Raw genomic sequence first — 20,658 nt, 5'->3', positions numbered from 1 at the left:
AAAAGATGAAGAGGGTAGTAGGGCCGTGGATAAGCGGTCGTTGACGGCATATCCTCAGAGTCGTCCACAGGCTGGGCCTGCAGTCGAGGCCATCGGAACGACTCGGATACATCGGTTAAAATACTGAAAATGAATGATTTAAATTTTCAGCTTGCCATATGCAGCGCCCGAGTCGCGATCTTGACTCCACTATTTGCCCACAACGATCCCCAATGCCGGGCTTATGCTCTTCCCCCGTGGATAAGTCGCTGAGTCGCGGAGACGACTCACCCCGCTTGTCCCGAGTCGCGGGAGGGGTCACAACCTTCCACCGAGTCGTGCTCATGATTCGATCCCGATTCCTCCCTAGAGTCGTCCACAGGCTGCCATGACCCAGACCCTCATCCTCGCCTCCGGATCCGAGATCCGCGCCAGTCTCCTCAAAGGGGCCGCGATTCCGTTCGAGATCGAGAAGCCGCGCATCGACGAGGCGGCGCTGAAGGCCGCGTTGCTGGCCGAAGGCGCGCCGCCGCGTGATCTGGCCGACAAGCTGGCGGAGATGAAGGCGCTGAAGGTCTCGAACCGCAATCCCGGCGCGCTGGTTCTTGGCTGCGATCAGGTGCTGGCGCTCGGCGGCGAGATCTTTTCCAAGCCCGAAAGTCCCGAAGAGGCGCTCGAACAGCTCACCCGGCTTTCGGGCCGGACCCACCAGCTGCTTTCGGCGGCGGTGGTCTGCCGCGACGGTGAGCCGATCTGGCGCCATGTCGGCGTGGTTCGGCTCGACATGGCGAAATGCTCGGAGACGTATCTGCGCGATTACGTCGACCGAAACTGGGAATCGATCCGCCACTCGGTGGGCGGCTACAAGCTCGAGGAAGAGGGCGTGCGCCTATTCGTGCGGGTGATGGGCGATTACTTCACCGTGCTCGGCCTGCCGCTGGTGGAGCTGATCAACTGGCTGGTGCTGAGGGGAGATCTGCAACGATGAGCGCGCATCGCATTCCGCTGGCCGGCGTCATCGGCGCCCCGATCGCCCATTCCCGCTCGCCGCGGCTCTTCGCGCACTGGCTCGTGGATCTCGGCATCGCCGGGCATTACGTGCCCATGCACGTGGAACCGGAGGATTTCGAGCAGGTCGTGCGCACCCTGCCTCGCATGGGGTTTCGCGGTACCAACGTGACCTTGCCGCACAAGCATGCGGCGCTGCAGGTGGCCGATCATGTCAGTGCCCGCGCGGCGCGGATCGGCGCGGCCAACACGCTGAGCTTTCGCGAAGACGGCATCCATGCCGACAACACCGACGGCTACGGCTTCGTCGAGAACCTGCGTCAGGGCGCGCCGGACTGGCGGCCTGCCGACGGACCGGCGGTAGTGCTCGGCGCGGGCGGCGCGGCGCGGGCGGTCCTGGACGCGCTGATCGAAGCGAACGTGCCCGAGATCCGTCTCGCGAACCGCACCCGGGCCCGGGCCGAGGCGTTGGCCGAGGCCTTCGGCCCGAGGATCCGGGTGATCGACTGGGCCGAGGCGGCACCCGCGCTCGACGGCGCGGCGACCGTGGTGAACACAACCTCGCTGGGCATGGAGGGCGCCGATCCCTTCGATCTCGACCTCTCCGCCCTGCCCGGCTCGGCGCTGGTGACCGATCTGGTCTACACGCCGCTCGACACGCCGATGCTTCTCGCGGCGCGGGCCCGGGGCTGCCGCACGGTCGATGGTCTGGGCATGCTGCTGCACCAGGCGGTACCGGGCTTCGAGCGTTGGTTCGGCGCGACGCCACAGGTGACGGAGGCGACGCGGGCGGCGGTGCTGGCATGAGCTTTCGGCTCGGCCTCACCGGCTCGATCGGCATGGGCAAATCGACCACGGCACGGATGTTCGCCGATGAGGGCCTGCCGGTCTGGGATGCGGATGCGGCGGTGCACCGGCTCTATGGTCGCGGCGGCGCGGCGGTGGCGCCCATCGGGGCGGCCTTTCCCGCAGCGGTGATCGATGGCGCGGTCTCGCGCCCCGCGCTCAAGGAGATCATCGCCGCCGATCCCGAGGCCCTGCCCCGCATCGAGGCGATCGTCCACCCGCTGGTGCAGGCCGACCGCGAGGCGTTCGTCGCCGCGCGATCGGCCGATATCGTCGTGCTCGACGTGCCGCTCCTCTACGAGACCGGCGGCGCGACCGAGATGGACGCCGTGGTGGTGGTCAGCGCCCCGGCCGAAACCCAAGCCGCGCGCGTTCTCGCCCGGCCCGGCATGACGCGGCCGCAGTTCGAGGCGATCCTCGCGCGGCAGATGCCGGATGTTGAGAAACGCGCCAAGGCCGATTACCTGATCGAGACGACGAGCCTCGAGGCCGCCCGGCAGGGCGTGCGCGAGGTGATCGCCCGGATCAGGAGGCAGATGCGCGATGCGTGAGATCGTTCTCGACACGGAAACCACCGGTTTCGAGCCCGCCGAGGGCGATCGCATCGTCGAGATCGGCGCGGTCGAACTGCTCAACCACATGCCCACGGGCCGCACCTACCACCAATACATCAATCCCGAACGCTCGATGCCGCAGGGCGCCTTCGAGGTGCACGGGCTGGGCGACGAGTTTCTGCGCGACAAGCCGGTCTTCGCGGCCATCGCGCAGGATTTCGTCGATTTCATCGGCGATGCGCGGCTGGTGATCCACAACGCCGCCTTCGACATGAAATTCCTCAACGCCGAGTTGTCATGGGTGAAGATGCCGAAGATCCCGATGGATCGCGCGCTCGACACGCTGGCCATCGCGCGCAAGCGGTTCCCGGGCTCGCCCGCCTCGCTCGACGCGCTGTGCCGCCGCTTCGGCATCGACAACTCGTCGCGCACGCTGCACGGCGCGCTGCTCGACAGCGAGATTCTCGCCGAGGTCTATCTGGAGCTGATCGGCGGACGACAGCCCGATTTCGCGCTGAACGTCGCGCAAGGCCGTTCCGGCGAGGCCGAGGCCGACTGGCGGCCGCGCCCCCGTCCCGTGCCGCTGCCGGCGCGGCTGACGGAGGAAGAGGCCGCCGCCCATGCCGAGTTCATCGGCAAGCTGGGCGACGACGCGCTTTGGAAAAGGTTCGGCTAGGCCTCAGGCGGTGCCGGACGGACCCGGCTCGGCCTCGGAGGCCTTCTGGGCCTGCTGCGCCTGGGCGCGGCGCTGAAGCTCGTTGCGGTAGAGCTGCAGGAAGTCGATCTGCTCGAGGTTCAGCGGCGGGAAGCCGCCGTCGCGGGTCACGTCCGAAACGATCCGGCGCAGATAGGGGAAGGTGATGCGCGGGCACTCGATCAGCAGATAGGGGTGCAGCTGCTCGTCCGGCACGCCGGAGATCTGGAACACGCCGGCATACTCGATCTCGAACAGGAACAGCGGCTCGCCGGATTCCTTGGCCTTCGAGGTGATGTTGAGCTTGGTGATCACCTCGTACTGGCCTTCGGCGCCGCGCTTGCGGGCGTCGAGATTGACCTGCACCGAGACCTCGGGCTGCAGGTCGCCGGTCAGGCCCTTCTGCGCCAGCGCGTTCTCGAAGGACATGTCACGGATGTACTGCGCCACGACGCGCTGCGTCACCTTGGGCTGCTGGGGCGCCTGCCCCTCGGTCTCGGGGGTGGCGGGAGCGTCGGGTGTATCGGTCATGACTGGGTCCTCCGGTAACTGTTGGCCCTTTGTCTAGCAGCCGCCGGGGCGCCCCTCAATGCCGTGTCCATCCCGAGGGATGGGTCGGCGCGCGGCCCTCGCCCAGCTCTTGGAATTCGCCGTCGATCACGGTGTCGCGCGGTGCCTGCGGCCCGCGCGGATCATAGGGCCGGTGCGGCGATTGCTGACCCATCTCGAAGCTCGCCACCTTCACCTTGTCCTTCAGCAGCTTGAACACCCGGCTGCGTACCGCCGGCACCAGCAGCGCGAAGCCACAGGCATCGGTGAAGAAGCCCGGCGTCAGCAAGAGCGCGCCCGCGAACAGGATCATCGCCCCGTCCGCCAGCGGCCGCGAGGGATCGGAGAATTCGTTCATCGAGCGTTTCAGCCGCGCGATCGCCTGCATGCCCTGCCCGCGCACCAGCGCGGTACCGGCGATCGCGGTCAGCACCACGATCAGCAGCGTCGGCCACAAGCCGATCAGCCCGCCGACTTGGATGAACAGGCCGATCTCGATCAACGGCACGGCGAGGAAGGCGATGAAGAGCCACATGGGCGGTCTCCCGAAACTGTGTTGTCATCCCCGTACCCAAAGGCAATCCGCGCCGGTGGGTCGGTGGACTTGAACGGTTGCGTGGCTTACATAGGTGCGACATGGACCCGGTACGAGGTCCGTGCTGACAAGAGGCTCCGAATGAACTCTCCCATCATCCAGCTTCTGGTGCTCGCAGGCATCGCGATCTTCCTGATCCTGCGGTTGCGCGGCGTGCTGGGAACGCGGGAGGGCTTCGAGAAGCCGAGCCTTCCGGCGCAGGCCGAGAAGCGCCGCAACCGCCCCGAATTCGAGGTGATCGAGGGCGGGCCGGATCGTGACATCACCGATCACGTCCCCGAGAACAGCGACACCGCCAAGGCGCTCTACGCGATGAAGGCGGCGGATCCGAACTTCAATCTCAGCGAATTCCTGCAAGGCGCGCGCGGCGCCTACGAGATGATCCTGATGGCGTTCGAGAACGGCGATCTCGAAAGCGTGCGGCCGTTCCTGTCGGATGACGTCTACGAGGCCTTCGCCGAGGTGATCGCCGCGCGCGAGCGCGAGGGGCTCAAGGTCGAGGCGACCTTCGTGGGCCTTGGCGAGATCGCGGTGCGCGAGGCCAGCTTCGACGCGGCCAGCCGCGAGGGCGAGATCGCCGTGCGCTTCACCGGCGAACTGACCTACGTGGTGCGCAACGCCGCGGGCGAGATCGTCGAGGGCTCGACCTCCGAGATCAAGCGCCAGCGCGACGTCTGGACCTTCGGCCGCGTCATGGGCAGCGAAGATCCCAACTGGAAACTGGTGGCAACCGGGGAATGACCCGGCTCGCGGCGGCACTGGCGCTGGCCCTGGGGCTGCCGCTCGGCGCGGCGGCCAGCCCGAAGCTCCTTGGCTTCGACCAGCTCAGGGGCTGGGCCGCCGACGACCACCGCGCCGCGCTCGACACCTTTCTCGAAACCTGCGGCGATCTGCGCGACCGCGACTGGCAGGCGCTCTGTGCGCTGGGCCACGAGACCGAGGACGCCAAGAGCTTTTTCGAGCTGTTCTTCCTGCCGGTGCAGATCGAGGACGGGCGCGAGGCGCTGTTCACCGGCTATTACGAACCCGAGCTGCGCGGATCGGAGGTGCCCGACGGGCGCTATGTCGCGCCGGTCTACCGCGTTCCCGACGACCTGCCCTCGGAGGGGCCTTGGCTGACGCGGCAGGAGATCGACCAGGGCGGCGCGCTTCGCGGCCGCGGCCTCGAGATCGCCTATGTCGACCCGGTCGACCTGTTCTTCCTGCAGATCCAGGGGTCGGGCCGGGTGCGGCTGCCCAATGGCCGGATGATCCGGCTGGGCTATGGCGCCGCCAACCGCCAGCCCTATTCCTCGATCGGCCAGGAGCTGGTGGCGCGCGGCGTCTACGAGCCGCACCAGGTCTCGGCCGACGTGATCCGGTCCTGGGTGCGGCGCAACCCGGTGGATGGCAAGGAACTGCTCTGGACCAACCGCTCCTACGTGTTCTTCCGCGAGGTGAACGAGGTTCCGGCCGAGCGCGGCCCGCTTGGCGCGATGAACCGCTCGATCACGCCGTTGCGCAGCATCGCGGTGGACCCGGCCTTCGTGCCGCTGGGCGCGCCGGTCTGGATCGAGACCGAGGGCGAGGATCGGTTCCGCCGGCTGATGATCGCGCAGGACACCGGATCGGCGATCAAGGGCGCCCAGCGCGCCGACATCTTCTTCGGCACCGGGCGGCTCGCGGGCAAGCGCGCGGGCCGGACCCGCGATACCGGCCGGATGGTGGTGCTGCTGCCGATCCAGCGCGCGTGGGACATGTTGCCGCAGACGCTGGCCGACCCGGCCTGATGGTGCGCAAACCGAGGCATCTGTCGCCCGAGGAACGGGCGTTGTGGGACAGTGTCGCGCGTCAGGCGGCGCCGATGCACAAGCGCGGCAAGCCAAGTCTCGGCGCGGAGATTTCGTCCTCTCCCGCCCCAAAACCTTCGGCCCCGCCGGAGCCCGCCTTGTCCGAGCGTTTCGATCCCCTGCCCCGGTTCCGTGTCGGTCAGAAGGCCGATCCGAAGCGGCCCGACGATCTGCTGCCCGGCCTGCGCGATCGGCTGCGTGCCGCCCCCGTGGCGATGGATGCAAAGGCGCATGGGCGGATGACCCGGGGCAAGCTCAAGCCCGAGGCGCGGCTCGACCTGCACGGCATGACGCTGTCGGAGGCGCATCCCGAGCTGGTGGCCTTCATCCTGTCGAGCCAGGCGATGGGTCGTAGGCTGGTGCTGGTGATCACCGGCAAGGGGCGCGCGCGCGATTACGAGGCTCCGATGCCGGTGCGGCACGGGGTGTTGCGCCATCAGGTGCCGCAATGGCTCGGCCTGTCGCCGCTGCGCGAGGCGGTGTTGCAGATCACGCCCGCCCATATCCGCCATGGCGGCGAAGGGGCCTATTACGTCTATCTGCGCCGCGCCCGCTAGGCGGCGCGGACCAGCGGCTCCGAGATGGGCAACAACCGGGCCGCCCGCCGCACGCCGATAGCGAGCATCAGGCCCGCCAGCCCGAGATAGGCGGCGATGCCGAGCATCTGCTCCGGAAAATCGATGCCACGATCTATCAGCACGCCGCTCACCCCCGGCCCGATCGCGGTGCCAAGCACCATCACGGCCGCCGCCGCCGACTTGATCGCGCCGATATGGCGGGTGCCGTAGAACTCGGCCCAGAACGCGCCCGGCAGCACCGCCTGCACGCCGCCGCCGAACCCCGCGATGGCGAGCCCCAGCGCCGCGAGACCAAGCTCGTCGGCCTGGCTCAGCACCAGGAAGGCCAAGGTCCAGGGCAGCATCAGGAACGGCATCAGCCGCGCCGTGCCGAGCCGGTCCAGCGCCGCACCCGCGGCGAAGGTCCCCGCGATGGTCATGCCGGTGAAGACGGGCATCAGGGCCACCCATTGCCCGAGGCTCCAGGGCTTCACCTCGGCGAGGTGCACCTGCTGGAAGAACAGAGCCGTGCCCCAGGCGGGCGGCCCCATCAGCGCCGGTACCAGCATCCAGAACAGCCAGTGCCGCACCGTGCCAAGACGGGTCCAGTGCCGGCCCTCCATGCCAAGGCTCTGGCTGTCCTGCGCGATGCTCTGCGGGGTCCGCTCGCGGCGCAACAGTCGCAGCGCCAGCGGTACCGCCATGAGCGACAGCGCCGCCGCCGCGACCCAGAGAAGGCGCCAGTCGATCAGGCCGAGCCCCGCCACGAAGATCACCGGCAGCACCGCCTGCCCCAGCGCCACGCCCATCGAGGCGATCGACAGCGCCTTGCCGCGCCCGGCGGCGAACCAGCGCGCCATGGCGACGACCGAGATATGCGTCAGCATCCCCTGCCCGGCAAAGCGCAGCAGGAATATCACCGGTACCAGCGCCCAGCCCCAACTGCCCGGCAGCACCGCCATGCACAGGCAGCCCAGCGCCAGCAGTGTCATCGCGGCGGGGCCGAGACGGCGCGCCCGGAACCGGTCGGTCAGCCCGCCGGCCCAGATCATCACCAGCGCCGAAAGCGTGGTGCCCAGCGTGTAGATCCCGCCCCAGGCGCCGTGGCTCAGACCGAACTCGGCGCGGATCTCGCCCGCGAAGATCGAGATGAAGAAAGTCTGCCCGAAGGAGGAGCCGAAGCTGAGCAGCGCACCGGCCGCGAGAAAGGGCGCGTTGTCGCGCAGGAAACGGATCAGGGTCATGGAATGCCGCCTTTCGTGCCCTTGGTGCCAGCCTTGGTCCGGAGGTGGAAGTCGGTAGGCCCCGAAACCTTCCCCGACTCCAAGCGTTTATCCGCCGAACCCTTTCAGGAGCCTCGCGGACATGTCCGACCCGATCGCTGCCCGACCCGCCCCGGACCGGGCCGGCATCCGTGTGATCTGTAACGATCATTCCGGCCGCAACAGCCGCGAGGCCGAGGCCATCGACCGCGCGATGAAGGTGCTGGGTCCGGAGGCCGAGCTGTGCCACGTCAAAGGGCGCGACATCGCCGAAACCGCCCGGGCCGCGGTGCGCGACGGCTATGGCACGGTGGTGGCGGCGGGCGGCGACGGCACGATCATGGCGGTGGCCTCCGCGCTCAACGGCTCGGATTGCGCGCTGGGCGTGCTCCCCTTGGGAACCTTCAACTTCTTCGCGCGCGGCTACGGCATCCCCGAGGACCCCGAGGGCGCGGCGAAGGTCATCGCTGCCGGGCACAGCCGCAGCATCGATCTCGGCGCGGTCAACGGGCGGCTGTTCCTGAACAATGCCAGCATCGGGGTCTATCCCGCGATCCTCAAGGAGCGCGAGACGGTCTATCGCCGCTGGGGCCGCAGGCGCATCGCGGCGCATTGGTCTGTGCTCAAGACCTTCTGGCGCTTTACCCGGCCGCTCAAGGTCGAGATCGAGGTCGAGGGGCAGCGCCGCCGGTTTCGCACGCCGCTGGTCTTCGCCGCACGCTCGGCGTTCCAGCTTGAGCATTTCGGGCTGCAGGGCGCGGACTGCATCCGCCGGGGCGGCTTCGCGGTCTTCGTGGCGCCGGACGAAGGCCGGATGGGCCTCTTGTCGGATGCGGTGCGGCTGGCGGTCAAGCAGATGCGGCTGGGCGAGGATTTCGAACTGATCTGTGCCGACCGACTGGTGATTCACGTGAAGCGCCGTCGTCAGCTCGTCGCCTGCGACGGCGAGAAATTCGCAATGGACGGTCCGCTCGAATTCGAGATGGTCCGCAATGCCTTTCGGATCATCGTGCCCGACACCGCCGGCGAGGCGGCGGCATGAGGCGGGTGCTGCACATCTCGGACCTGCATTTCGGCCGCACCCGCGAGGATCTCCTCGAGCCGCTGATCGAGACGATCAACCGGCTCGGTCCCGACATGGTGGCCTTTTCGGGCGACCTGACCCAGCGCGCCCGCGAAAGCCAGTTCGCCCAGGCCGCCGACTTCATCTCGCGGCTGGAAATGCCGGTCTATACCGTGCCCGGCAATCACGACACGCCGATCGACAACCCGTGGCTGCGCTTCGTGAAGCCGTTCCACCGCTATCGCAGCCTGATCTGCGAAGAGCTGGAGCCCGAGTACATCGACGAGGAGGTGGCGCTGATCGGCGTCAACACGGTGAACCGCTTCGCCTGGCAATCGGGCAAGATCAGCCAGCGCACGATCCGCCGTGTCTGCGACGCCTTCGCGGGCGCGCCGGACGGGCGCACGCATCTGGCGATGATGCATCACCCGCTCGAACACGATCCGGGCACCGAAAAGCGGCTGATGCGCGGCGCCCGTGCCGCCGTGGCCTGCCTCGGGCGCTGCGGCGCCGACGTGGTGCTTTCGGGGCATTTGCACAACGCCGCGGTGGCACCTCTCACCGCGGCGCCGGGTGTGCTTCTGGTGCAGGCCGGAACCGGGCTCTCCTCGCGGCTGCGCGAGGAGACCAACAATTTCAACCTGCTCCATATCGAGCCCGACCGCATCAAGGTCGAACGTTACGGGGCCGAGGACCGGCCCCGTTTCGAGATCATCCAGACCGCCCGCTTCGCCAAGGGAAAAGGGGTCTGGCGCGAGGTCTAAAGCACGTAGCGCGACAGGTCGGTCGAACGCGACAGTTCGCCCAGATGCGCCTCGACGAAATCCTCGTCGACCTTGATCGTCTCGCCGGCCCGGTCGGGCGCGGTGAAGCTCAACTCCTCGAACACCCGTTCCAGCACGGTATAAAGCCTCCGCGCGCCGATATTCTCGACCGAGCGGTTCACCTCGGCCGCGATCCGCGCCAGCGCCGCGATGCCACCTTCGGTGAACTCGACCGTCACCTCTTCGGTGCCCATCAGCGCCGCGTATTGCCGGGTCAGCGCGTTGTCGGTCTCGGTCAGGATGCGCACGAAATCCTCTTCGGTCAGCGCGCGCAGTTCGACCCGGATCGGCAGGCGGCCCTGAAGCTCGGGCAGCAGATCCGAGGGCTTGGCCACATGGAACGCGCCAGAAGCGATGAACAGGATGTGATCGGTGCGGATCGGGCCGTGCTTGGTCGAAACCGTGGTGCCCTCGATCAGCGGCAGAAGGTCGCGCTGCACGCCCTCGCGGCTCACATCGGCGCCCCGAGCATCGGCCTTGGCGCAGACCTTGTCGATCTCGTCGAGGAACACGATGCCGTTCTGCTCGACATTCTCGACCGCGGCCTTGGTCACCGTCTCGTCGTCCAAGAGCTTGTCGGCCTCGTCGGCGATCAGCAGCTCGTAGCTCTCGGCCACGGTGACGCGCTTCTTCACCTTGCGGCCGCCCATCGCCTTGCCGAAGAGATCGCCGAGATTCATCATGCCGCCGGGCTGACCGGGAACGTCGAAGCCCTGCATCGGGTTCGAGCTGTCGGTCACCTCGATCTCGATCATCGTGGTGTCGAGTTCGCCGTTCTTCAGCTTGCGGCGGAACATCTCGCGAGTCTGGTCGCGGGCATCGGTGCCGGCGATCGCCGTGATCACGCGGTTCTCGGCGGCCTCATGCGCCTTGGATTTCACGTCCTCACGCATCTGCTCGCGGGTCTGGAAGATCGCGGCCTCCACGAGATCGCGGATGATCTGTTCCACGTCGCGGCCGACATAGCCCACCTCGGTGAACTTCGTCGCCTCGACCTTCAGGAACGGCGCATGCGCGAGCTTGGCGAGACGGCGCGAGATCTCGGTCTTGCCGACGCCGGTGGGGCCGATCATCAGGATGTTCTTCGGGTACACCTCGTCGCGCAGATCCGATGAGAGCTGCTTGCGCCGCCAGCGCGAGCGCAGGGCGACGGCGACGGCGCGCTTGGCCTCCTTCTGGCCGATGATGAAGCGGTCGAGCTCGGAGACGATCTCGCGGGGGGTCAGGTCGGTCATGGGGTTCCTCGTCGGATGAGGGGCCAAGATCCTTCGAAGGATCTTGCCAAATTTCTTCGAAGAAATTTACGCGCTCAGCGTCTCAACGGTGAGCTTGCCATTGGTGTAGACGCAGATGTCGGCGGCGATCGCCATGGCGCGCCGCGCCACCTCCTCGGCGTCGAGATCGGTCTCCATCATCGCCCGGCCCGCGGCGAGCGCGTAGTTGCCGCCCGAGCCGATCGCAGTGACGTCGTGTTCGGGTTCGAGCACGTCGCCAGCGCCGGTGATCACCAGCAGGTCCTTGCCGTCCGAGACGATCAGCATCGCCTCGAGCTTCTGCAGATACTTGTCGGTGCGCCAGTCCTTGGCAAGCTCGACCGAGGCCCGCGCCAGCTGGCCCGGCGTCGCCTCGAGCTTCTTCTCCAGCCGCTCCAGCAGGGTGAAGGCATCGGCCGTCGACCCGGCGAAGCCGGCGATGACCTCGTAGCCGCCGGGGGCGAGGCGGCGCACCTTGCGCGCGGTGCCCTTGATCACGGTCTGGCCGAGGCTCACCTGGCCGTCGCCCGCGATCACCACCTTGCCACCCTTGCGCACGCCGATGATGGTTGTGCCATGCCAGCCGGGGAAGTCGTCGCTCATCATGCCTCCAGTCGGGCGCGGGACGAACCGCGCGCCATGCGTATTTGTCGAAAGATGAAGGGGAAGGCCCCGCCACCGTTCGGGCCGATATGGGGGCCGGGGGCCGGAAGGGCAAGTTTGCCCCGGATCAGAGACGAAAAAGGCGCCCGAAGGCGCCTTTGGTCATCCAATGAAAGGAAGATCAGATCGACTCGTCGATCCAGCCCTTCAGCGCGGCCTTGGGGGCGGCGCCGGCGCGGTTCGAGACGATCTCGCCATCCTTGAACAGGAACAGCGCCGGGATGCCGCGCACGCCGAGCTGTGCCGGGGAGTTCGGGTTCTCGTCCACGTTAACCTTCACGATCTTCACGCGGCCCTGGTACTCGTCCGACAGCTCCTCGAGGGCCGGGCCAATCGTCTTGCAGGGGCCGCACCACTCGGCCCAGAAATCCACCACGACGGGGACATCGGACTGGCGCACTTCGGCGTCGAAATTCGCGTCATTGACTGCAACGGTGGCCATCGGGCTCTCCTTGGGTCTCGGGTTGGGTGAGAGACGTAAGGACGCGCGTTCGGCGCGTCAATGGGCGGCCCGGCGCAAGGCCGCCATGACGAGGTCATGGGGCAGGGGCATCAGCCGCGCCGTCGCGGTCCACAGGATCGCCGTCTCGACCCGCCGGTCCGGCCAGAGCCGCGACAGCATCGCCGCATAGGCGCCCATCTGCCGCAGGATGCCCTCCGGCGTGTCCTCGGGCCCTTTCGGCGCGACGCGATTGGTCTTGAAATCGATGGCGAGCACCCGGTCCTCCTCGATCAGCAGCCGGTCGATCGCGCCGTGCAGCCGCCGCCCGCCCAGCTGCGGCAGATCGGCGGTGATCGCGACCTCGGCCAGCGTGCCGGGGGCAAAAACCGGCTCCAGCCCCGGAGCCGAGACCAGCGCCAGCGCATTGGCGAGCAGGCTCTCGGTCTCGCCGGCCTCGGCCGCCTCCTCGGCATTGTCGAGCAGGCGGCGCCCCTGGGCTTCCCGGCTGGTTTCGGGCAGGGCGGGCAGGTGCTCGAGCAGGAGGTGCATCAGCGTGCCGCGCGCCCTCGCGACCTCGCCCTCGTCGGGGTCGCTGTCGCCCGGCAGCACCTTGGCGCCGCCCAGATCCGACGGGCTCAGGATCGGCGTGGCCTCCTCGGGCATGGTGACGGCGGGGTAGACCGGGGGCGGGGGCAGGGCGGTCGCGGCCGCGCGGGGCGGCAGCAGCTCGCCGCAGGCCCAGTCGAGATGCGCAAAGCGCCGCCCTTCGCCGCCCGGCATCGGCGCGGCATCGGCGCCGAGCCGATCGAGACCCTCGGTCACCGTGGCGTGCCAGCTCTGGCCCGCCTCGCCGGTATCGCCGGCGGCGCAGAGGATGAGCCAGCTCTCGGCCCGGGTCATCGCCACGTAGAGAAGCCGCCGCCGCTCGCGCTCCTGCGCGTCGATCAGCCCCTCGCGCAATTCCTGCATCGGCGGCGGCATCTCGGCCGCCGCGCCGGCCCAGAGCTGCGCCCCACCCGCGTCATAGAGCCGGTCGCGCAGCCGCACGTCGCGCTTGGCGGTATCGGGGAGGATCACGATCGGCGCCTCGAGACCCTTGGCGCCATGCACCGACATCACCCTGAGCCGGTCGCCCGCGGATTCCGCCTGCCGCTTGATCTCCAGATCGTCGGTCTCGAGCCATTCGAGGAAGCCGGTGAGCCCCGGCACCTCGGACTGCTCGTAGGACAGCGCCTGGCTGAGCAGCGCGTCGATCCCGTCCTCGGCCTCGGGCCCGAGCCGGGCCAGAAGCTTGCGGCGGCCGTCATGCCGCAGAAGCAGCCGGTTGATCAGGTCGTAGGGGCGCAGGTAGTCGGACTGACGCCGCATGTCGTCGAGCACGGCCATGGTTTCGGGAAACGCCTCGCGCCGGTCGCGCAGCCGCGGCCAGAGATGGCCGGGACGGCCCTGCGCGAGACGGTAGAGGTCGTTCTCGCTCCAGCCCAGCAGCGGCGAGCGCAGCGCGCAGGCGAGCGACAGGTCGTCCTCGGGCAGCGCCAGAAAGCGCAGCACCGCCGCGATGTCCTTGACCGCCAGCTCGCCACCGATCCGCAGCCGGTCGGCCCCGGCGACGTTGAGCCCGGCCGCCTTGCAGGCGCGGATGATCTCGGAGAACAGCGCCGAGCGCCGCTGCACGAGGATCAGCACGTCGCCCTCGCTGACGGGGCGGCGATCATAGACGCCGGAATGCCCGCGCTCGACCGGGATCGTCTCCTCGGCCTTCATGCGGACGATCTCCTCGGCGATGCGCCGGGCGAGCTCGACCGAGGGGGCGGTCTCGCCGGGTCGGTCCACCGGGTCGGTCCAGTCGGCCTCCTCGGCCTCGGTTTCGGGCTTTTCGACCGTGGGCCACAGATCCACGCGGCCCGGCATCGCGGATTTGAACGCCCGGTGCGGCACCTCGACGCCGAGCCCCTCGCGATGCGGGCCCACGAAGGTCGCGTCCACCGCTCGCAGCACCGCTTCGGAGGAGCGGAAGCTGTGCTCCAGATCGAGCCGGTTCAGACCCGCCCCCGCCGCCTCGAGCCGCTCCGCGAAATGCTGCTGCATCCGGTCGAAGCCCTCGGGATCGGCCCCTTGGAAGGAATAGATCGACTGCTTCTTGTCGCCGACGACGAAGATCGTGCGGTTGCGGTCGGGTTGCGCGCCCTCTCCGGCGGCGAATTCCTGCGCCAGCCGCTCGATCACCGCCCATTGCGCCGGGCTAGTGTCCTGCGCCTCGTCCACGAGGATGTGGTCGATGCCGCCATCGAGCCGGAACAGCACCCATTGCGCCACTGCCGGGTCGGTCAGAAGCTTGCGCGCCTTGCCGATCAGATCATCGAAATCGAGCATGCCGCGCAAGAGCTTGCGCCGTTCATAGGCGGGCACGAAGGCGCGGGCGAAGGCGTCGAGATGGCGGGTCTTTTCCAGCGCCATCAGCGCCAGGCGGGTGGTGCGGCCCTCTTCGGTCCGGGCCATCAGATCGTCGAGTTGCTCGATCAGCGTCGGATCGCTCTCGCGCAGCTTCTTGGTGGGGAACTTGCCGATCTTGGCGCCGAAGGGGGCGGCGGCCTTGGCACCGAACAGGAACAGGCTCTCCAGCAGGTCGAGCAGCGCCGGGCCGGGTGCGGCCTTCAGATCGACGGCGTCGAGCCTGTCGGCGGCCTTCTGATCGGTCACCGTGCCCTTGCGCAGCAACAGCCTGAGCGCGCCCAGCAGCTCGAAATCATCCGGCTTCAGGCAGACATCGTAGAACCGCTCCAGCGTCAGCCCGGCGGGGACGTCGAAATACCGCGCCAGGGCCGCCTCGTCCGGGGCGTCGAGGAAGGCCTCGCGCCGGGCCGTGATCTCCGACAGGAGCGCGTCGAAATCGCCCTCGGGCGCCTGCAGCGCCAGCGCGTCCACGAGCGCCCGTTCGGGCCCCGAGGCCATGGCGTCGACCACCTCGGCGCGCAGAAGCTGCGCGGTGCGGTCCTCCATCTCGGTGAATTGCGGGCTCACCCCGGCTTCGAGCGGAAACCGACGCAGCAGCCCCGCGCAGAAGGAGTGGATCGTCTGGATGCGCAAGCCCCCGGGCGTCTCGATCGCGCGGGCGAACAGCGTGCGGGCCGAGCGCAGCGAGATCGCCTGCGGCGTGCCGAGCCGTTCCAGCGCATCCCTGAGCGCGGTGTCCTCCATCATCGCCCATTCGCCCAGGCGCCTGAACAGGCGGTTCTGCATCTCGGAGGCGGCGGCCTTGGTGTAGGTCAGGCACAGGATGTTCTGCGGGTCGGTGCCATCCAGGAGCAGCCGCGCCACCCGGTCGGTGAGCACGCGGGTCTTGCCCGATCCGGCATTGGCCGAAAGCCATGTCGAATTGGCCGGATCGGCGGCGCGGACCTGCCGCTCGGTCGCGTCGTCGCGGATCATCCGACGTCCTCCCCTCGGGCCGTTTCGGAAAAGTCCCACTCGCCGAAGCGCGACAGGTGGTCGTAATCGCTGCGGTCCTTGTCGCTCATCATCGCCATGCGGGCCGAATAGCCGCGTCCGGGATCCTGCCAGCGCGCGATCAGATCGCGCAGCTGCGACCAGACGAGGTCCGGCGGGATCTCGTCGAGCGGCGCGTCGACGGTGGTGCCTCGTCCGGCGAGGCCGATATAGGCCGCCCCCGCGACGCGGCCCGCCTCCACGTTCTTGAAGCCGCCGCGCTCGGCCATCGCCGCCTCCAGAAGCAGCTGCTTCTCGAAGATCTTCTGCTGCGGCACGCTGGGCGGCGCCCCGGTCTTGTAGTCGTAGATCCTGAGCCCGTCCTCGCCGATGTCGATCCGGTCGGCCTGCGCGGTCAGGGTGAAGCCCAGATCCTCCATGCCGGACGAACCGTCGATTTCGAAATGACTTGGCGTGGCCAGCGCCTGCCGCTTGGCCTCGCTGTGCAGGAACCAGTCCGCGATCCGGGCAATCCGGGCGATCCAGAGCCGGCGCACGGTGGGCCACGGGCACTCCGCCTCGAGCACCTGCTCGGTCACCGCCATCAGCCGCGCCTTGGCGCCCGGATCGGTGGGGGCTATGCCGTCCCGCAGGAAGGTCTCGAACACCTTGTGCAGCACCGTGCCGCGCAGCGCCGCATCGGCGCTGGGCGTCAGCGGGTCGAGCGCGCGCAATCGCAGCACGTGGCGTGCATAGATCGTGTAGGGATCGCGGATCAGGGTGCGGATTGTCGTGACTGAAAGCCGGTCGGGCCGCGCCGCCACCGGCGGACGCGGCGATGGGCGCGGCGCGGGCGGCACCCGGGCCTCGGGCACCGAGAGCGCGGTGGCGCGGGCGAGCCAGTCGGCGCCGCGCGCCCGCATCCCGGCCAGCGCCGCGCGGCCGCCCTGGTCGGGCAGGCCTTCGAGCAGGTTGGTCAGCCGGTTGATCCAGCGCGAGGGCACGGTCTCGGCATCCGATGAACGGGTCGAGCGGGTGATCCAGACCTCGCGCACCGCCACCGCCTGCTGGTAGTCATGCGCCGAGAGGCCGATCCGCCGCTCGGGCAGCAGCAGCCCGGCCTGCGCGCGCATCTTGCGATTGAGCCATGGGTCGGCGGGCGGCGCCTCGGGCCACGAGCCCTCGTTCATCGAGGCGAGGATGGTGAGATCGGCGCCCTGCACCCGCGCCTCCAGCGTGCCGCGGATCAGCACCTGCGGGTGGCCGATATCGGGGTTGCGCACCTCGACCCGGCGCAGCACGCCCAGAAACAGCGAGCGGTAATCGCGCGTGGCCATCTCGCCCGCCGCCTCGGCGTGTTCGGCAAGCCCCTCGCAGGCCTGCCGCGCGGCGCGTCCCGCCACCTCGTCCCAGAGCCCGCCGCTGCCCTCGGCACCGGGGCCGGAGGCGAGGCATTCGGCCAGCTTCAGGTGGCAATCGAGATGCGTGCCGAGCGGCCGGTCGCCCGCCTCGGGCACGAGGCCCAGCGCCTCGCAGAGCCAGTCGGCCCAGCCCATGCGACCGGTGTCATGTTCGCCGGTCTTCTCGGCCCAGCGCCTGAGCAGGGCGGCCTCGGGATAGGCCGCGCCCTCGCGGCGCAGCGCCAGTTCAAGCTCGCGGGTGCGCAGGAGGTGCGGGCCGCGATCCTGCCCCGAATGGCATAGCGGGTGCTTGAGCAGCGACAGGATCGCCGAGGGGCCGGGCCGTTCCCCCATGATCTCGGACACCAGCCGCAGGAACCGCCCCGGCGGGGTCAGCGGCAGCGGCACGCCGGCGCTGTCATCGACCACGAGATCCCAGCGGTCGAGCGCCGCCGAGACCTGCCGCGTCAGCATCCGGTCGGGGGTGACCAGCGCCACGGTCTTGCCCTCGTCCACGGCGGCGCGCATCCGCAGCGCGATGGTCTCGGCCTCCATCCGGGGCGAGGGCGCCTCCAGAAGCGTCAGCCCCTCGGTGGCGGGGCCGAGATCGCCCAAGTCCGGCCCTTCGTCGCGCCACTGGTCGGTGACCGGGGCGGGGCGCAGCGACAGCGACACCAGCCGGTTGCGTTCGGGCGAGGGGGCGGGCGTGTCGTGCCAGAGCCGCAGATCCCCGGCCTCCATCTCGAGCATCCGCAGGATCCGGCGAAACCGGAACTGCGGGTGGTCCTCGGCGGCCAGCGCCTCGTCGAGCCGCTCCCAGACCTCCTGCGGCTGGTCCATGTCGACGCCGGGCAGCACCACCGCGCCCTGCGCCTGCCGCGCCACCGCCTGCAAAAGCAGCGCCGTCGCGCCGCGCGATCCGGTGGAGCCCGCGACGATCACCGGGTCGCTGGGGGGCGCCTCGGCCCATCTCTCGACCAGCCGTTCCACCGCCATGCGCTGGCGCGCCTCGCGGTCCGGGGCGGCGTCCGGGCCGAACCAGATGTTGACGATGTTGAGGAATTGCAGCGAGCGGGCCCAGTGGCCCGACAGGTCGGTCACGTCGAGACCGGCGATGTCGTCGGGCGACACCCCTTCGCCCTGCATCTCGTCCATCAGCCCGGCGAGGCTGTCGGAGAGGTCGTAGAGCGCGGCGCGGGGCGCGAGATCGGGCTGCGCCTCGATCAGCCGCGACACGAGCTGGGTCAGCTCCAGCCTGCGGCGCAGCCCGTTGACCGGCAACGGCAGCTCCGGCCCTAGCGGGTCGAGTGCCAGATCGGTGATCAGCCGCAGCCGCGGCAGCAGCGTCGCCGGGCCCTGATCGAAGATGTCGCGCACCCGGCGGCGCATCCGGTTGGTGTTGAGGTAGACCGTGACCCGGGCCATCGCCTCGGGGCCCTTGTCGCCGAAGCGCGCGCGCAGACCCGCGACGAGGCCTTCGGCGAAATCGACGCCGCAGGGCAGGGCATAGAGATGGGCGGGGCCGGTATCCGAGAAAGGCCCGGCGTCGCGAAAGCTCTCAGACGGCATGTGTACCTTGCAGCATCTCTTCGGCCAGGGGGATGCAGTCGGGGCGGCCGACATCGCACCAGCGCCCGTCATGCACCACGCCGAAGAGCCTGCCCCGCGCCGCGATCTCGTTCCACAGAAGGTTCAGCGAGAAGGCGTCTTCGGGTATCGCGTCGAGCCCGTCCGGCACGATGATCTGCGCCCCCGAATAGACATGGCCCGGCCCGCGCGACAGCCGCCCATCGGCATCGACGAGGAAATCGCCCTGCCCGGTATGGCCCAGCGCGTTCTCGCGCGGGAGCAGCAGCAACAGCGCTTCCATGCGCGACGGGTCCCATGCGCGCCTCAGCGCGGTGAGCGGGTTCGGCCCGGACCAGATCGCGTCGGAATTGAGCGTGTAGACCGGCCCCGGCCCGAGCAGCGGCCGCGCCTTTCTCAGGCCGCCCCCGGTTTCCAGCAGCTTGTCGGTCTCGTCCGACAGGATCACGTCGCGGCCCTGAAGATGCTCGCGCAGCACCTCGCCCCGGTGATGCAGGTTGACGACGCGCCTGAGCGGCATCAGCGGCGCGGTCAGATCGAGCGCGTGGTCGATCAGCGGCCGCCCCCCGACCTCGACCATCGGCTTGGGCCGGTGGGCCGTGAGCGGCCCCATGCGGCGGCCGAGCCCGGCGGCGAAGATCATGATGGCGCTGGGCGTCCCTTGGGTCGTCATGAAGCGGTCTCCTCGGGAGCATGCTGGGGAGCGGGAATGGCGGCGGCGTGGGGCCGAAGCTCGGCCAGCGCCGGATGCGCGAGATCGGCGCGGATCTGGCCCCAGACGCGGGGCATCAGCGCGAGGTAGCGGGTCTTGCCGTCGCGCTTGGCGAGGCGGGCAAAGATGCCGAGGATGCGCAGGTTGCGCTGCAGTCCGAGCACGGCGCAGGCAGCCTCGACCGCCTCCGGCGCGCGGCCGGTGGCCTCGGCGAAACGGGCGATCATCGCGGCGCGGAGCCGGTCCGAGACGTCGCGCCGCGCGTCGCGCAGCAACGACACCAGATCGTATTCGGGCGGCGCCAGCAGCGCGTCCTGAAAATCGAGCAGGCCGATCCGGTCGGCGCCGGGACGTTCGGGGCGCCAGATCAGGTTCTCGGCGTGGTAGTCCCTGAGCGCCAGAACCGAAGCCGTCGGCGCGTGCCGCTCCAGCGCGCCTTGCAGCGTCGCGCGCAGCGGCGCGAGGTCGAGCCCGGGCGCGTACCATTCGCCCAAGGGCGCGATCATCTCGGCCCCGATCCCGGGCGTCAGCGCCGCGAGCCCCTCGGGCGGCGGCGCCGATTGCAGCCGTGCCAGCACGTCGATCGCGGTTTCGTAGGGGGCCGTGTCGCCGGGATGCGCCTCGGCCCACTGCGCCACCTGGGTCGGACCGAGATCCTCGAGCACCGCGAGCCCCGCCGCGCGGTCGAGCGCGTGGATGCGCGGCGCGCAAAGGCCGAGGCCGGTCAGGTGCCGCGCGATGGCGAGGAAGGCATCGAGCGCGGGCAGCGTGTCGGCCGGGCAGATCATCAGGATCAGGCTCTCGCCCATAGGGTCCTGCAGCCGCTCGTAGCGCCGCGACGAGGCGTCGCCCGCAAGCGGGGTACGGGCATGGCCGCCAAGGCCATGACGGGCGAGGAAGGCGTCGATTTCAGCCAAGGACCGGCTCCAGCCGCGCGCGCCAGCTCTCGGGACCGCGAATGCTCAGCCGATGACCCTCTGCGCGCGCCTCGAAGTCGAGCGACAGCGCCTCGGGCGGGGCCATTTCGCCCATCCGGTCGGGCCATTCGATCAGGCAGATCGCGCGGCCCATCGCCTCTTCGAGCCCGAGTTCGACCAGCTCGAACGGGTCGGAGAGCCGATAGAGGTCGCAATGCCAGATCTCGCCGCCGGGCGCCTCGTAGCTCTGCACCAGCGTGAAGGTGGGCGAGGGCACCTCCTCGTCGGGATTGCCGATGCGGGCGCGGATCAGCGCGCGGGCGAAAAAGCTCTTGCCCGCGCCGATCTGACCCGAGAGCAGCAGCGTGTCGCCCGCGCGCAGATGCGGCGCGAGCCGACGGGCCAGCGCGAGGCTGTGCGATTCGTCGGAAAGGGGGATCGGTCCGGCCAACAGGGTCATGGCCGCAACCTAGGCGCTGGGCCGTGTGCTGCAAGCCG

20 protein-coding genes are annotated in these 20,658 nt (G+C 69.4%); 9 read left to right on the top strand and 11 right to left on the bottom strand.

Translation table 11 applies throughout. The features are described 5' to 3' along the window. The first annotated feature begins 367 nt into the window (after nucleotides 1-367). Genes ACRAQ3_RS15355 through dnaQ form a run of 4 tightly spaced genes read left to right on the top strand, consistent with a single transcriptional unit; the run spans nucleotide 368 to nucleotide 3,063 of the window. Nucleotides 368-967, top strand: coding sequence for a Maf family protein (locus tag ACRAQ3_RS15355; RefSeq protein WP_432255196.1), 600 nt, complete (start codon nucleotides 368-370; stop codon nucleotides 965-967). After that, nucleotides 964-1,794 carry a shikimate dehydrogenase gene (locus tag ACRAQ3_RS15350; protein WP_432255195.1) on the top strand — a complete coding sequence of 277 codons (831 nt, stop codon included), beginning with the start codon at nucleotides 964-966 and terminating at the stop codon, nucleotides 1,792-1,794. The genes ACRAQ3_RS15355 and ACRAQ3_RS15350 overlap by 4 nt, the downstream gene beginning before the upstream one ends. Continuing rightward, nucleotides 1,791-2,384, top strand: a complete 594-nt coding sequence (gene coaE / locus ACRAQ3_RS15345) for a dephospho-CoA kinase (RefSeq protein ID WP_432255194.1) — start codon at nucleotides 1,791-1,793, stop codon at nucleotides 2,382-2,384. The genes ACRAQ3_RS15350 and coaE overlap by 4 nt, the downstream gene beginning before the upstream one ends. Next, complete coding sequence (gene dnaQ, locus ACRAQ3_RS15340) at nucleotides 2,377-3,063, top strand: DNA polymerase III subunit epsilon (RefSeq protein ID WP_432255193.1); 687 nt, start codon at nucleotides 2,377-2,379, stop codon at nucleotides 3,061-3,063. Before coaE ends, dnaQ begins: the two co-directional genes overlap by 8 nt. A 3-nt stretch (nucleotides 3,064-3,066) precedes the next feature. On the opposite strand, the gene secB is transcribed toward dnaQ, so the two are convergent. Then, nucleotides 3,067-3,612, bottom strand: coding sequence for a protein-export chaperone SecB (gene secB, locus ACRAQ3_RS15335; protein WP_085895187.1), 546 nt, complete (start codon nucleotides 3,610-3,612; stop codon nucleotides 3,067-3,069). A 55-nt stretch (nucleotides 3,613-3,667) separates the two neighbouring features. Beyond that, a complete protein-coding gene (locus tag ACRAQ3_RS15330) occupies nucleotides 3,668-4,165 on the bottom strand; it encodes an FxsA family protein (protein WP_269397347.1) in 498 nt (165 codons plus the stop codon). A 141-nt stretch (nucleotides 4,166-4,306) separates the two neighbouring features. On the opposite strand from ACRAQ3_RS15330, the gene ACRAQ3_RS15325 reads away from it, so the two are divergent. The 3 genes from ACRAQ3_RS15325 to ACRAQ3_RS15315 are packed head-to-tail and all read left to right on the top strand — an operon-like array spanning nucleotide 4,307 to nucleotide 6,611. Continuing rightward, nucleotides 4,307-4,966, top strand: coding sequence for a Tim44/TimA family putative adaptor protein (locus ACRAQ3_RS15325; RefSeq protein WP_432255192.1), 660 nt, complete (start codon nucleotides 4,307-4,309; stop codon nucleotides 4,964-4,966). Next, nucleotides 4,963-5,994 (top strand): murein transglycosylase A, encoded by a 1,032-nt coding sequence (gene mltA / locus ACRAQ3_RS15320; protein WP_269397345.1) that lies wholly within the window; start codon nucleotides 4,963-4,965, stop codon nucleotides 5,992-5,994. Before ACRAQ3_RS15325 ends, mltA begins: the two co-directional genes overlap by 4 nt. Nucleotides 5,995-5,996: 2 nt before the next feature. Beyond that, nucleotides 5,997-6,611 carry a Smr/MutS family protein gene (locus ACRAQ3_RS15315; RefSeq protein WP_432256303.1) on the top strand — a complete coding sequence of 205 codons (615 nt, stop codon included), beginning with the start codon at nucleotides 5,997-5,999 and terminating at the stop codon, nucleotides 6,609-6,611. On the opposite strand, the gene ACRAQ3_RS15310 is transcribed toward ACRAQ3_RS15315, so the two are convergent. Continuing rightward, complete coding sequence (locus ACRAQ3_RS15310; RefSeq protein WP_432255191.1) at nucleotides 6,608-7,855, bottom strand: MFS transporter; 1,248 nt, start codon at nucleotides 7,853-7,855, stop codon at nucleotides 6,608-6,610. The two genes, ACRAQ3_RS15315 and ACRAQ3_RS15310, sit on opposite strands and share 4 nt — an antisense overlap. Before the next feature lie 121 nt (nucleotides 7,856-7,976). Here ACRAQ3_RS15310 and ACRAQ3_RS15305 point away from each other — a divergent pair, with 121 nt between their 5' ends. Together ACRAQ3_RS15305 and ACRAQ3_RS15300 are read left to right on the top strand one after the other, a co-directional pair. Continuing rightward, nucleotides 7,977-8,915, top strand: a complete 939-nt coding sequence (locus ACRAQ3_RS15305; RefSeq protein ID WP_269397343.1) for a diacylglycerol/lipid kinase family protein — start codon at nucleotides 7,977-7,979, stop codon at nucleotides 8,913-8,915. Next, nucleotides 8,912-9,700 (top strand): metallophosphoesterase family protein, encoded by a 789-nt coding sequence (locus tag ACRAQ3_RS15300; RefSeq protein ID WP_269397342.1) that lies wholly within the window; start codon nucleotides 8,912-8,914, stop codon nucleotides 9,698-9,700. Before ACRAQ3_RS15305 ends, ACRAQ3_RS15300 begins: the two co-directional genes overlap by 4 nt. Here the strand turns inward: ACRAQ3_RS15300 and hslU are convergent. From hslU to tsaE, 8 genes are all read right to left on the bottom strand, one after another. Beyond that, complete coding sequence (gene hslU, locus ACRAQ3_RS15295) at nucleotides 9,697-10,995, bottom strand: ATP-dependent protease ATPase subunit HslU (protein WP_432255190.1); 1,299 nt, start codon at nucleotides 10,993-10,995, stop codon at nucleotides 9,697-9,699. The two genes, ACRAQ3_RS15300 and hslU, sit on opposite strands and share 4 nt — an antisense overlap. Before the next feature lie 66 nt (nucleotides 10,996-11,061). Continuing rightward, nucleotides 11,062-11,619 carry an ATP-dependent protease subunit HslV gene (gene hslV / locus ACRAQ3_RS15290; RefSeq protein WP_269397340.1) on the bottom strand — a complete coding sequence of 186 codons (558 nt, stop codon included), beginning with the start codon at nucleotides 11,617-11,619 and terminating at the stop codon, nucleotides 11,062-11,064. Nucleotides 11,620-11,797: 178 nt separating this feature from the next. Further along, nucleotides 11,798-12,118 (bottom strand): thioredoxin, encoded by a 321-nt coding sequence (trxA, locus tag ACRAQ3_RS15285; protein ID WP_085895197.1) that lies wholly within the window; start codon nucleotides 12,116-12,118, stop codon nucleotides 11,798-11,800. Nucleotides 12,119-12,175: 57 nt separating this feature from the next. Then, nucleotides 12,176-15,547 (bottom strand): double-strand break repair helicase AddA, encoded by a 3,372-nt coding sequence (gene addA / locus ACRAQ3_RS15280; protein ID WP_432255189.1) that lies wholly within the window; start codon nucleotides 15,545-15,547, stop codon nucleotides 12,176-12,178. Beyond that, the gene (gene addB, locus ACRAQ3_RS15275; RefSeq protein WP_432255188.1) at nucleotides 15,544-18,513 is read right to left on the bottom strand and encodes a double-strand break repair protein AddB; all 2,970 of its coding nucleotides are present in this window, start codon (nucleotides 18,511-18,513) and stop codon (nucleotides 15,544-15,546) included. Before addB ends, addA begins: the two co-directional genes overlap by 4 nt. Beyond that, nucleotides 18,503-19,204, bottom strand: coding sequence for a nucleotidyltransferase family protein (locus ACRAQ3_RS15270; RefSeq protein WP_432255187.1), 702 nt, complete (start codon nucleotides 19,202-19,204; stop codon nucleotides 18,503-18,505). Before ACRAQ3_RS15270 ends, addB begins: the two co-directional genes overlap by 11 nt. Then, complete coding sequence (locus tag ACRAQ3_RS15265) at nucleotides 19,201-20,160, bottom strand: aminoglycoside phosphotransferase family protein (RefSeq protein WP_432255186.1); 960 nt, start codon at nucleotides 20,158-20,160, stop codon at nucleotides 19,201-19,203. The genes ACRAQ3_RS15270 and ACRAQ3_RS15265 overlap by 4 nt, the downstream gene beginning before the upstream one ends. Beyond that, nucleotides 20,153-20,620 (bottom strand): tRNA (adenosine(37)-N6)-threonylcarbamoyltransferase complex ATPase subunit type 1 TsaE, encoded by a 468-nt coding sequence (gene tsaE, locus ACRAQ3_RS15260; protein ID WP_432255185.1) that lies wholly within the window; start codon nucleotides 20,618-20,620, stop codon nucleotides 20,153-20,155. Before tsaE ends, ACRAQ3_RS15265 begins: the two co-directional genes overlap by 8 nt. Nucleotides 20,621-20,658: the final 38 nt, after the last annotated feature.

Source organism: Limimaricola sp. AA108-03, from assembly GCF_050847355.1.
Taxonomy (GTDB): domain Bacteria; phylum Pseudomonadota; class Alphaproteobacteria; order Rhodobacterales; family Rhodobacteraceae; genus Limimaricola.
The sequence above is the reverse complement of the archived record's forward strand: the minus strand, read 5'-3'. Positions and strand labels throughout refer to the sequence as shown.